Raw genomic sequence first — 11,985 nt, 5'->3', positions numbered from 1 at the left:
GTCATGTTGGAGCTCTACAGCAGGGTCCGGATCACTACGGACAGGTTCCTCGAAGAGGACAACGTCCCGGCTGGTGCCGTGGGCTACATCATCGAGTGCTACCCCGACGGCAACTACGAGGTCGAAGTATCCGACGACAACGGCGTCACCGTCGGCCAGTTCGTTGCCACCGAAACTGACCTCAAGCCCGCCCCGCTGTGACTGGTAGTTGGCCCGCGATCAAGGCTGCGGGACAACTACTACCTTCCGGAGTTGCGGCCTCGGCCGGGGCTGGGGGCGCGGCGGGAGAACATGCGGCGGACTCCGGCGGCGGCGCGGGGCGATGCGGTTGAGCATCAGGTCTCGCCTCCTTCCTCGTTGGTCGGCATGGGGATGCCCAAGGCGCGGGCGACGGCGTAACCGTCGAGGTACGTTTCCTACGGCCATGAGCCGGGCGGTCTGGAGACCGAAAAGGAAGTGGCCTCCCGATGCGCGCCGGGAGGCCACTCCTGCCTGGATACCTGAACGCCGATTCAGAAACCGCTCCACGGCGGGCTCATCATGCCTTGATGTCGTCGAGGTCTCTTGGTGTGGGTGCGGCGGGCCGTGAGCGCTCCCACGTGGCCTCGGTTGGGTTGGCGTGCGACATGCTCTTGCTTCGTGAGCTCATGTCCTCCTGTGTCGTTCGATAGGACACAGCCAGGTTCACTGTGGACACAGGGATACTCTTCCGCTGTCGGCGGTCGTCGGCTAGTTGTGGAGATGTGGCACGGCTTGCCGTGATGTGAAGTCGACTTGGTGGTGATGAGCATGAATCGGCTGATCCAGAATCCCGATGAGATCGAAGTCGCTGCGGTGACGGTAGCCGTCGCTGCGACGATGATGTCCTTGTCCTCGTGGCAGGTCCGGAAGTTGATCGCTGATGGAAAGCTACGAGCACGTAATACCGGCAAGGCATACATCATTCCGGTAACGGCGATCACTGAGTTCCTGGCCGGGTCGGATGCTCCGATGCGGCACCTGGACTCGCACCACCTGGACTCGCACTGACCGCTCGGCTTTCGGTGACGTCGCGCTGCCGCGGCGACAGCGGCTGCGGTCCGCAGGTTGCGCGGTGAAGTAGACCGTCGGCGGCGATCGCGTTGTGCTCACAAGGCCGAAGCCTATGAACATTTTCGGTGCCGGTTGGTGCTGGCTGGTGAGTCGTCCATTCTCGCCTGGTGAGGAGATGTTATGTCCCCGGACAACAGCATGATCTCTATCCCTTGCAGTGTCTATGACCTGCTGGTGGCCGAGGCTGCGTGCTGGCGCGAGACCAGTTGTTGGCTGTGGTCGGAACTGCCGAAGGTGGCCCTGCTGGTGGAATCGCCGCAGGTTCGTGACTTGATCGGTGAGTGGATCGAGTGGGACCGGCGGCGCCGCGCCGCGGCAACCTCGCACGCGATCAGTGCCGCGCACGACTGGCGGCGGACTGCCGGGGTGCCGACGTATGCGGAACTGCAGCGTCGACGTGCGCGGCCCGGTCTCCTCGCAGTGCAGGCGCACGCTCGCCACGGCGGCTACCGGGGCGGGCCCGTCGACTGGCACACAGGCCGGTGCCTGGAGCGCCAAAGCGAGTACGCATGAGCATTCGCTACGGCGATTCGAACCCCGACGCCGGTACCTGGTATGACCCCGCCGACGACACCGTTTACACCAGCGGTGCGAGCGTGGACGAGGCCCTGGAGCAGCACCAGCGCCGTGCGCGGCAGGACCACGACGCGGCCGGCGCGGGGATCGTCAGTTTCGACAGCAAGCGGACTACGGAGCCCTCGCGCCGGGTGTCTTGGCGCCAAGCCAGTGAGATCGCGGTCAAGCGGCGGATGTGGCTGTGGGCGGATCGGGTGCCGCTCGGGGAGACCACGTTGTTCGTCGGGCACGCCGGCGTGGGCAAGTCGCACGGTGCAGCGTGGCTGGCCGCGCAGATCACCCGCGGCACGCTGCCGGGCGAACTGCAGGGCCAGCCCTGCCCGGTGATGTATGTGGCCACCGAGGACTCTTGGGAGTACACGCTGGCTCCGCGCTTGCTCGCCGCGGGTGCTGACATGGAGAAGGTCCTGGGCGTGCACACCGAGACCGAGATCGGCACCGACATTGCCGTGGGGACGCTGTCGCTGGCGGTGGATGTGCCCTCGCTGCGCGAGGCGGTGGAAGCCACCGGCACGCGCGTGATCGTGCTCGACGCGCTGTTGTCGGCGATGACCGGCGCCGACCTGATGAAACAAGGAATGGTGCGCAGCCTGCTGGAACCGCTGTCGGTGCTTGCCCAGGATCTCGGGCTGGCCATCATCGGTGTCGCGCACTTCCGCAAGTCGGCTGGTGCTGACCCGTTGCTGATGATTTCTGGGTCGGCGGAGTTCGGACAGGTGGTGCGCTCCGCGATCGGGTTCGCCCGCGACCCCGAAGCCGACGATGCCTCCTGCGTGATGTCGCTGATCAAAAGCAACATCGCCCCGATGAGCACCCCGTCGCTGCGGTACGTGATCGCGCCCGCCTCGGTGTTTGCCGACGACGGGCAACCCACCTCGGTGGGCCGGTTCGAACTGGTCGGAGAGACCGAACAAAGCGTCTCCGACGTGCTCAACCACACCCCGATCTCCCGCGACGAGCAGACCGAGCGCTCCGAGGCACGGGAGTGGCTCACGAGCTACTTGCAGGACGCCGGCGGCCGCGCGGAGGCAGGCAAGGTCATCAAGGCGGCCGAGGCCGCTGGGCTGTCCCGGGACCAGATCAAGAAAGCCCGGATCAAGATCGGCGCGAAGTCGGTCAAAGCCGGGTTTGACCACGGCGGGTGGGAGTGGGTGTTTCCTGAAGGTGCTTGAAGGTGCCATAGGTGCCCGCACCGAGCAGCGGCACCTACGGCATCTTCGCGGAGATGCGCAAACGACGAGGTGTCCTTCCCGTTCGCATCGATCCACGCAGCGCCGAAGGTTCCGCTGGAACCTTCGGCGTACTGGCCTTCCTCGGCTCACCTCCACGTCTATGAAGTGCACGATCCGTTCGCCGCGCAACAGGTCGATCGCGGGACCACCTCCACGTGAGTGGAGAGCACGACCCGGACGCCCCGCCGACGATCAAGCTCTACGGCCCACCTCCACGTGCGTGGAGAGCACATCGCGTCGCCGCCGCCGGAGATCGCGACCCGCGGACCACCTCCACGTGCATGGAGAGCACACCAACGAGCACGACGCACGCGCCCGATCCTGCGGACCACGTCCACGTGCGTGGAGAGCATGAGGAACCGAATGACTACCTGCGCCGCAACATCGGACCACCTCCACGTGCGTGGAGAGCACCCAACAAGGGGCGACACTGCACCTACGCCGACCGGGCCACCTCCACGTGCGTGGAGAGCACTCCACCAAGCTCCGGCAGAACAAGTACACGAGCGGGCCACCTCCACGTGTGTGGAGAGCACGTGGTGAACGTGATGGAGCCGGGCGGCGACTGCGGGCCATCTCCACGTGCGTGGAGAGCACGTCATCGAGATCGCGCTGAACGTTGGCCTCCACGGGCCACCTCCACGTGCGTGGAGAGCACGTGCGGGAGGCTTGGTCAGGGCTCGATACCTGCGGGCCACCTCCACGTGCGTGGAGAGCACGCGTCCGGCCGACGCTGGGAAGACGACCCCGACGGGCCACCTCCACGTGCGTGGAGAGCACCCTTCGTGACCTGGTGATTTACAAAGCGGATTGTTCGTTTTGTGGGGCGCGTAGGTGCATGCTGCGTCCGTTCGGGTGACTGTGTTCGAGCGGTAGGCGGTTTTGGAGGAGCCAGAGACGTGCGCATTGTTGGAGTTCTGGGCGGCATTGCATGACATCGGGAAGGTGACGCCGTCGTTTGCGCGACAGGTGGCGATGGCCGCGGACTTTCCGGCTGATGTGGGAGGGGTACGGGTGCGGCACGAGCGGGCGACGCATCTGTGGTTGCCCTCGGGATTGGAGCCGTGGGGCTATTCCCGTGGGCATGCGTGGTCGGTGGGCCGGGTGAGGTGCCCCGAGTTTGGTGGAGGCCCTGAAGCCAGGATGATCGTCCTGGCAGATGGGAGATCCAAGGTTCGATGGCTGCTCCGAAGAAGTACCCCGACGAACTGCGTGAGCGTGCGGTGCGTGAGGTGGCCGAGTCCGGCCGGCCGATCGCGCATGTCGCTCGTGATCTCGGTATCCACCCCGAGGCGCTGCGTAATTGGGTCCGGCAGGCCGAGGCCGACCGCGGTGAACGCACCGATCGAGCCACGACCAGCGAGAAAGACGAGCTGACACGGTTGCGCCGCGAGGTTGCCGAGCTGCGGCGGGCCAACGAGATCCTCAAGGCGGCGAGCGTGTATTTCGCCAAGGAGCTCGACCGTCCCCGGAGGGCGTGTCAGGTGGGTTGTGTACAAGATCCGATAGTTGATGGAGTACGCAGATGGCCACGTCTGATCCGCAGCAGCAGGAAGGACATCCGTTCGGGGCCGCTGGGCAGTCGCCGCGGTCGGCGCGGGATGCGGTCAACGAGATGGTCGAGGCCGGCCTGCTCGATGGAGTGATGGACAGCGTCGATCGGGACGGGTTGGCGTTGACCGGACAGGGCGGGTTCCTGCCCGAGCTGGTCAAAGCGGTGCTGGAACGCGGCTTGCAGACCGAAATGTCGGATCACCTGGGCTATGACAAGGGTGATCCGGCCGGGCGGGGCTCCCCGAACTCCCGTAACGGCGCCAGCGGCAAGACGATCTCGACCGAGGTCGGCGATGTCGATCTCGAGGTGCCCCGCGACCGCAACGGCAGTTTCGAACCGCGGCTGGTCCCAAAGGGCTCGCGGCGGGCCGGCGGCCTGGACGAGATCATCATCTCGCTGTACGCGGGCGGGATGACCGTGCGCGATATCCAGCATCACCTGCAGCGCACCTACGGCACCGAGCTCTCGCACGAGACGATCTCCAAGATCACCGACGCGGTGTTGGAGGAGGTCACGGCCTGGCAGTCGAGGCCGCTGGAAGAGATCTATCCGATCATCTACCTCGATGCGCTGGTGGTGAAGGTCCGTGACGGCCATCAGGTGCGTAACCGCTCCGCCCATATCGCCGTCGGCGTGGATCTCGACGGCGTCAAACACGTCCTCGGGATCTGGATTCAGGCGTCCGAGGGCGCGAAGTTCTGGGCCGGGGTGTGTGCCGAGCTACGCAACCGCGGCGTCAAGGACGTGCTGATCGTCTGCTGTGATGGGCTTTCCGGGCTGCCGGAGGCGATCGAGGCGACCTGGCCCCAATCGACGGTGCAGACCTGCACGGTGCATCTGATCCGCGCAGCGATGCGGTTCGTGTCCTACCAAGACCGGAAAAAGGTCGCCGCCGCGCTCAAGCCGATCTACACCGCCCCCACCGCACAGGCAGCCGAGACCGCTTTGCTGGAGTTCGCCGACTCCGACCTGGGACGCAAGTATCCGGCCACGGTCCGCACCTGGGAAAACGCCTGGGAACGGTTCATCCCGTTCCTGGAGTTCCCACCCGAGGTCCGCAAGATCATCTATACGACGAACGCGATCGAGTCGCTGAACTACCAGCTCCGCAAGATCATCAAAACCGCGGGCACTTCCCCTCCGACGACGCGGTGATCAAGCTGTTGTGGCTGGCCATCCGCGACATCGAAGACAAACGAGCCCGCAAGCGCGCCAAGCAACGCGGACTACCCGCCCACCAGCGCAACGCCCCCGCACGCCTGGTCGAAGGCGCCACCGTCCACGGCTGGAAACAAGCCCTCGGCGCCCTCGCCCTGCACTTCCCCGACCGACTCGACCCCTACCTCAACTGACCCACCAAAGCCATATACACAAACCACTTGACAGGCTCTCTACTACCGCACCAACCTCACCCTGCGGCAGATCGCGCAGCTGTTCGACATCTCCAAATCCGCGGCCGGACGGGTCGTGGACCACCTGGGCCCGTATCTCGCGCTGTCCCCGGTCACCCGCAAGCACAGCCCAGACACGGTGTTGATCGTCGACGGCACCCTGGTGCCCACCCACGACCGCACGATCAGTGCGTCATCGAAAAACTACCGGTACTCGACCAACCTGCAGGTCGTCATCGACGCCAACACCCGTCTGACCGTCGCGATCGGCACACCGATGCCGGGCAACCGCAACGACTGCCGCGCCTACACCGAATCCGGCGTCGACGAGCACTGTCGAGGGGCGCATGTGATGGCCGATGGCGGCTACCAGGGCAACCCCGAGGTGATCATGCCGTACCGCAAACCCACAGACGGCAGCGAACTTCCCAAATGGAAGGCCGAGCTCAACACCGTCCACAAGCAGGTCCGTGCCCGCGTCGAACACGCCCTGGCGCACATGAAGTCCTGGAACATCCTGCGCAACTGCCGACGCAAAGCCGACGGCGTCCACCACGCCGCACTGGGCGTAGCCCTGATGCGCAACCTCACCATGACCCACTGAACACCAGCCACCCCGACGAGGGCTGTGCCTTCCCTTGCCCAGCAACATCACCTGATCATTACGGGACAGCCTTTAGGCAGCACGAAGGCCCGGCCCTGGTTCGTGGGAACCAGGCCGGGCCCGCGTGCGGTGGTGTTTCTGGTGGGGCGGCGCTGCGGGTCAGGTCCGCCCCGAAAGTCGGCGGGCACTGAGTGCGGTCGGGATGCGGCGATCAGTCGATGCGCACCAGGCGGCGGCAGCGTCGCGCGGCGTGGACGACGCCGGACTCCTCGAGGGTGGTGCCGTTCCAGCGCTCGAACCGGACGGTGGCCTTGCGGCGCGCGCACTGGCACCACGAGTCAGTGCACAGCCGGGACGTGGCGTCCCCGGTGAGCGTGAACCGTGCGGCGGGCGTGCCGGAGAGGTGGAACTGGTCGTCGAACGGGACGGCGTTGAGGCGAGTGTCCCGGTCAGGGGCGCCGGCGGTGAGCTGGTCGGCTCTGCGGAGCCGGGCGTTGATCTGCTCCGGGGCCAGTGGGGGCTCGCCCAGCAGAGGAGTCCATTCCAGGCCGTCGAACATCTGCCAGTAGGCGCCCGCGGGGAGGCGCTCGGCTGGGTCGCGGGCCAGCTCCGCCGCCAGGTCCTCACGGTCGGTACGGCGCAGGAGGATCCCGCGATAGACCAGGGGCGCACCTCGGCGCGGCCCGGAGCTCGCCGTTTCGCGGGGTCGGCGACTGCGGACAACGAACTGGCTCGTGGCGCGCATGTCGGCGACGATGCCGGCGGTCTCGGTTTCGTTGACGATCTCGTTCAGTAGCGTCTCCATGCCCACGGGCCCGGTGTCCATGGGCTGGCCGTCTTGCCGGCATCGACGCAGGAACTCCTCCAGGTTGCGTTTCCCGAACCTGGTGTGGTCGTAGGGGGAGAAGGTGGTGGATCCGCCGTAGCCTCCGTTGGCGATGCAGCCGACGACGCCGAGGTTCGGATGCACGAGCTCGGCGCTGAAAGCCACGCCGCGACCGGTCGACAGCTGGTTGAACCCGGTCACTGAGAACGGATACGGCGCCTCGATGTTGGTGTGCACCCAGCGAGTCCGGAGTCGCGCGTTGGTGATCACGGTGTGACCCTCCTTGTGGTCAGCGAAATCGGTCGTCCAGGCCCTGATACGGGTCTGAGATGCGCGAAGACCCGGCCCCGGTTCGTGGGAACCGGGGCCGGGCCCTCGTGCGGCGGTGCGCTCTTGGTTGCCAGCTGTGCAAGCACCTCGCCATGGCAGCTCCTGCCAGTGGTGTCTGGGCCGAGTCGGAGTGGGTTCAGGGGCTGGTGACGGGGGAATGTGGGCGTGAAAAAGCCCGGCACCGCGGGTGGCGGTGCCGGGCTCGGCTGGGATGCCGTCGGGTCAGCTCAGCGCTGCCTCGATGGCTCGTCGGTGGTCGGGCCAGATCGTGAGCCCGTCGAGGTAGCTGGCCGGGATCAGCGTGGCCTCGGTCTTGGGCTGGTCGGTGATGTCGGCGAGGTGGAACCGGACGGTGTAGGTCACCGTCCAGAAGTTCAGCGTGCATGTTGACCGGACTACGGGGCGACACGCCGGGGTTACCGGTGCGGTGGTTGGTGTTTGAGCGATAGAAGGTCACGCGAACTGTCCTGAAGGGAGTCGTGTGGCCGTGTTCGATGAGGTCGAGCGGGATGTCACCCGCATCGTCCTGCCCCGCTGGGGCGGGGTGGCCTGGGTTGACGATCCGGTGCCGTGGCTGGTGGTCGATGACCACGGGGCGCCGGTGGAGCCGGTCCGGTGGTTCTTTCGGCACCTGATGGCCCAGGGCAAGGCGTCGTCGAGTCTGCGCAGCTACGGCTACGACCTGCTGCGCTGGTGGCGGTGGCTGCAGGTGATCGAGGTGGAGTGGAACAAGGTCACCACGGCCGAGGTCCGCGACTTCGTGCTCTGGTTACGGCAGGCGAAGAAGCCTCGCCGCCATCCCCGCACCCAGTCGGCATCGACGGCGGGTCAGGTGAATCCGGTGACACGCAAGAAGAATCTCGGTGACGGCTATGAGGCCCGGACGATCAGGCATTCTAACGCGGTGCTGCGCAGCTTCTACGAGTACTGGATCACCGATCAGGGCCAGGGCCCGCTGGTCAACCCCGTGGCCCTGGACCGGGCGGGTCGGCGAGCCAACGCGCACCACAACCCGCTGGGACCCATCCGACCGGAAGGCCGGATCCGCTACAACCCGAAGCTGCCCAAGCAGCAACCCCGGGCGATCCCGGACGAGCACTGGAAGAAGCTGTTCGCCGGCCTGCGATCGAACCGCGACCGGGCGGTGCTGGAGTTGTCGGTGTCCAACGGCGCCCGCGCCGCAGAACTGCTCGGGATGTGCCCGGTCGATGTCGACTGGGGCGAGCAGAAGATCCGGGTCTATCGCAAGGGAACCAGGGCTGCGCAGTGGCTTCCGGCCAGCCCGGATGCGTTCATTTGGCTGCGGCTCTACCTCGCCGAACTCGGCACACCCCTGGAGCCCAACGACCCGTTGTGGTGGACCTTACGTCGCCGCGACCGCGGCGACGGGCTGCGGCGCCAGCCGATGAACTACGAGGCCCTGCGGGCGGTGCTGCGCCGGGCCAACGTCCTGCTCGGGACGAACTACACCATGCACGACGCCCGCCACACCTCCGCGATCCGCATGCACCGAGACGACACCCTGTCGTTGCGCGACATCCAGGAAATCCTCGGCCACGCCCACCTGTCCACCACCGCCGAGACCTACCTCGCCGAAGACACCGACGCGATCATCCGCCGCGTCGCCCAGCACCTGGCCGAACGTGAACGCCGCGCCGCCCAACCCCCACCGTCAGTCGCGATCGGCTATGACTCTGCCGATCTGAATGTCTTGTTCGGAGGCACGTCCCGGTGAGCACCACCACCCACCAGCCAACCAGCGAACAGCAGCTGGACCAGGTACGACGGCCGTACTTCATCCGGCACGACGTGCGGTGTGAGCACCCTGTCGGTCCGGTAGACAAGTACTCGATCTGCTCCATCCTCGACCGCCTCCCCGAGATTCCGAGCTGGCCAAACCCGGTGGACAGGTTCACCAAACACAGAGGCGTCATCTACTTGGCTGGGGCAAGGCAGATCTTGGAATGGCTGGCCGAACACGACGGCGAAGGATGGCAAGCCCGCTGGGAAACCGCAGGTGGCGACAACTACACCTGGATCGATGACCTCGCAGACGGCGACAATTACAGGCGCGCAAACCTAGTTGCTGGGTTGCGGTTCCTGCTCCTCGCTCCGGTCTTCAGGCCCGGCTACGGGTTCTTCCGAAGCTTTCGGGCCCAAGCGCTGTTCGATCAGGCGCAACAGCTTCTCGATGCTGATCTGTTCGCGCGTCTGGATCATCTCGGCGGAGAGCTGCGCTTGCCGAAGGTCCAGGTCAACGAGGGCAAGAAGGTCCTTACGAAGATCGCTTTGCACACTGGGAAGGGCGTCCGGGATCTCGCTGAACAGGACTTCTTCGAACTCCGCGCCTTCCAGATCAAGACAGTGGGAAGGTCCGCGCGCGGGCTTGTTGCCGTGGGAGTTGCTCCAAGCAGCGGGGGTGCTGTCGGCGACCGGCTCTTTGCGAGGCGCGTTGCGCCGTGGTCCACGTTCGACCGAGGAACTGGTCGATGCCTACGGTCTGCGCTGCACACAGGTCCGTGACCTGCTAGTCCGCTATCTTGACGAACGTCGCCCCAGCGTCGATTACAGCACTCTCAGGCAGCTCGCTACCAAGCTGGCAAAGAACTTCTGGGGTGACCTTGAACGGCACCATCCCGGGTTCGACTCGCTGCACCTTCCGGCAGAGGTCGCCGCAGCCTGGAAGGAACGTCTACGTCTGGTGACCAGGCGAGATGGCGCCACTGCGCCCCGCAAAGAACGCTTCTCGATCCTGATGTCAGTACAGGCGTTCTATCAAGACATTCGAGAGTGGGCGTTGGAAGACGCTTCCTGGGCGCCGTTCGTGACGCCCTGTCCAATCGCCCGCGGTGAACTTGACGGTATGGCCAAGCACAAGAAGGCCGTCCAGGCAGCTATGCATCAGCGGGTTCGGGACCGACTGCCGCACCTCTCCCGACGCGTTGACGGCGCAGAACAACACCGCCACAACATGGCCGAGGCGCTGGATACTGCCACCAAGACCCTAGTTGAGGGCATCTTCGAACACAGCGGAGCCCGGTATCGGCGCCTGCCTCGATACGCCCCGACACGGCAGCGTTCCTCACGGCACAGGGGAGCGCCGGCGGTGCTCATCGAACGCGTCGACACCAGGGACCAGGTGAGTCTCACCCATGCTGAGGACGAGGCGTTCTGGGCGTGGGCGATCGTCGAGACCTTGCGGCACACCGGGATCCGCATTGAAGAACTACTGGAACTGACTCATCTGGCCTTGGTGCAGTATCGGTTGCCGGACACCGGTGAAGTCGTCCCGATGCTGCAGATCGTGCCCTCGAAGTCCAACGAGGAACGGGTGTTGCTGGTCAGCCCCGAGCTGGCCAGCGTGCTGGCCAGCATCATCACCCGCCTGCGGACCCGACACGGAGGCCACATCCCTACCGTCAGCCGCTACGACCCCCACGAGAAGATCACCGGGCCCGCGCTTCCGCATCTGTTCCAACGCATAACCCGATATAGCTGGAACACAAGCGTGATTTCCGCAAACGGCGTCTATAAGCTGTTGCAACTGGTGGTCGGCCAGTCGGGCATCACCGACGACATGGGCCAGCCGCTGCGCTACGCACCTCATGACTTCCGGAGGATCTTCACCACGGATGCCGTGATCGGCGGGCTGCCGGTGCACATCGCGGCCAAGCTGTTGGGCCACCGCCACATCAGCACTACCGAGTCCTACCTGGCGGTGTTCCAGGACGAGTTGGTCCGCACCTGTCGAGCTTTCCTGGACAAACGCCGTGCCCTGCGCCCCGGCGAGGAATACCGTGAACCGACCGACGCCGAGTGGAATGAGTTCCACCAGCACTTCCACCTGCGCAAACTCGAACTCGGCGACTGCGGGCGCCCCTACGGATCCCCCTGCCAGCATGAGCACGCCTGCATCCGCTGCCCGATGTTGCGGGTGAACCCCAAGCAACGCGGCCAGCTCGTTGAGATCGTCCATAACCTCGGCGAACGCATCCAGGAGGCCAAGCTCAATGGCTGGCTCGGCGAAGTCCAAGGGCTCAACACCAGCCTGGAGGCGGCGAAGAAGAAGCTGGTCAGCCTCGACCGCAGCATCCGACGCAACCAGTCCAGCAAAGACACCGGACCGACACTGCTCGGCATTCCGACCATCGGGCAACCGGGTACTCTGACCAGTGAAGGACCCAGAACGGTCTCTGAGTAGCCACCGGGTGCCGGGCCAAACCGCTGGGGTTTCGGACAGGAAGGCGTCGCGCTCGTTGCTGCGGCGCCTTCGTCGGCTTAGGACACGAGGTCTCCAACCAGTTCGGCAGGCTGACTGGTCTCGGTTTGACCAAGTTGCGGCACGGTGCTCTTAGGCATTTCGGTAGCAGGCGTCAGAA

Annotated in this window: 10 protein-coding genes, 3 pseudogenes and 1 CRISPR repeat array; of the genes and pseudogenes, 11 read left to right on the top strand and 2 right to left on the bottom strand. The window is 65.6% G+C overall.

Features of this window, described 5'->3' with window-relative positions; all coding sequences use genetic code 11:
• Positions 1-3: 3 nt before the first annotated feature.
• The 8 genes and pseudogenes from HUO13_RS28670 to HUO13_RS28640 form a co-directional block, all read left to right on the top strand.
• Positions 4-201 (top strand): DUF4926 domain-containing protein, encoded by a 198-nt coding sequence (locus tag HUO13_RS28670; protein WP_211898099.1) that lies wholly within the window; start codon positions 4-6, stop codon positions 199-201.
• 588 nt (positions 202-789) lie between these two features.
• Positions 790-1,029 (top strand): hypothetical protein, encoded by a 240-nt coding sequence (locus tag HUO13_RS28665; RefSeq protein WP_211898098.1) that lies wholly within the window; start codon positions 790-792, stop codon positions 1,027-1,029.
• A gap of 183 nt (positions 1,030-1,212) precedes the next feature.
• Positions 1,213-1,605: a hypothetical protein gene (locus tag HUO13_RS28660; protein WP_211898097.1), complete on the top strand. Its 393-nt coding sequence runs from the start codon at positions 1,213-1,215 to the stop codon at positions 1,603-1,605.
• Positions 1,602-2,840 carry an AAA family ATPase gene (locus HUO13_RS28655; protein WP_211898096.1) on the top strand — a complete coding sequence of 413 codons (1,239 nt, stop codon included), beginning with the start codon at positions 1,602-1,604 and terminating at the stop codon, positions 2,838-2,840. The genes HUO13_RS28660 and HUO13_RS28655 overlap by 4 nt, the downstream gene beginning before the upstream one ends.
• 205 nt (positions 2,841-3,045) lie before the next feature.
• Positions 3,046-3,680: a CRISPR direct-repeat array (repeat unit 25 nt; unit sequence CCACCTCCACGTGCGTGGAGAGCAC).
• A 102-nt stretch (positions 3,681-3,782) separates the two neighbouring features.
• Positions 3,783-3,950: pseudogene (locus tag HUO13_RS38450) on the top strand (HD domain-containing protein); the annotation flags it as partial.
• A 128-nt stretch (positions 3,951-4,078) separates the two neighbouring features.
• The gene (locus HUO13_RS38445; protein WP_432757775.1) at positions 4,079-4,546 is read left to right on the top strand and encodes a transposase; all 468 of its coding nucleotides are present in this window, start codon (positions 4,079-4,081) and stop codon (positions 4,544-4,546) included.
• Positions 4,546-5,807, top strand: a pseudogene (locus HUO13_RS28645) (IS256 family transposase). Before HUO13_RS38445 ends, HUO13_RS28645 begins: the two are co-directional and overlap by 1 nt.
• A gap of 34 nt (positions 5,808-5,841) precedes the next feature.
• A pseudogene (locus tag HUO13_RS28640) lies at positions 5,842-6,450 on the top strand (transposase); the annotation flags it as partial.
• 211 nt (positions 6,451-6,661) lie between these two features.
• Here the strand turns inward: HUO13_RS28640 and HUO13_RS37825 are convergent.
• Together HUO13_RS37825 and HUO13_RS28630 are read right to left on the bottom strand one after the other, a co-directional pair.
• Positions 6,662-7,546 (bottom strand): hypothetical protein, encoded by an 885-nt coding sequence (locus tag HUO13_RS37825; RefSeq protein WP_249124145.1) that lies wholly within the window; start codon positions 7,544-7,546, stop codon positions 6,662-6,664.
• Between the two features lie 282 nt (positions 7,547-7,828).
• Positions 7,829-7,969 (bottom strand): hypothetical protein, encoded by a 141-nt coding sequence (locus HUO13_RS28630; RefSeq protein ID WP_211898093.1) that lies wholly within the window; start codon positions 7,967-7,969, stop codon positions 7,829-7,831.
• Between the two features lie 118 nt (positions 7,970-8,087).
• Between HUO13_RS28630 and HUO13_RS28625 the strand changes: the two genes are divergently transcribed.
• From HUO13_RS28625 to HUO13_RS28615, 3 genes are read left to right on the top strand one after another with little or no spacing between them, the layout of a single operon-like run.
• Positions 8,088-9,341 (top strand): tyrosine-type recombinase/integrase, encoded by a 1,254-nt coding sequence (locus HUO13_RS28625; RefSeq protein ID WP_249124144.1) that lies wholly within the window; start codon positions 8,088-8,090, stop codon positions 9,339-9,341.
• The gene (locus HUO13_RS28620) at positions 9,338-10,129 is read left to right on the top strand and encodes a hypothetical protein (protein WP_211898092.1); all 792 of its coding nucleotides are present in this window, start codon (positions 9,338-9,340) and stop codon (positions 10,127-10,129) included. Before HUO13_RS28625 ends, HUO13_RS28620 begins: the two co-directional genes overlap by 4 nt.
• A complete protein-coding gene (locus tag HUO13_RS28615; protein WP_211898091.1) occupies positions 10,026-11,807 on the top strand; it encodes a site-specific integrase in 1,782 nt (593 codons plus the stop codon). The genes HUO13_RS28620 and HUO13_RS28615 overlap by 104 nt, the downstream gene beginning before the upstream one ends.
• The last annotated feature ends 178 nt before the right edge of the window (positions 11,808-11,985 follow it).

Origin of the sequence: Saccharopolyspora erythraea (genome assembly GCF_018141105.1) — a bacterium.
Lineage (GTDB): Bacteria > Actinomycetota > Actinomycetes > Mycobacteriales > Pseudonocardiaceae > Saccharopolyspora_D > Saccharopolyspora_D erythraea_A.
Note: the sequence above shows the minus strand (reverse complement) of the source record. Positions and strands in the feature narration are given on the sequence as shown.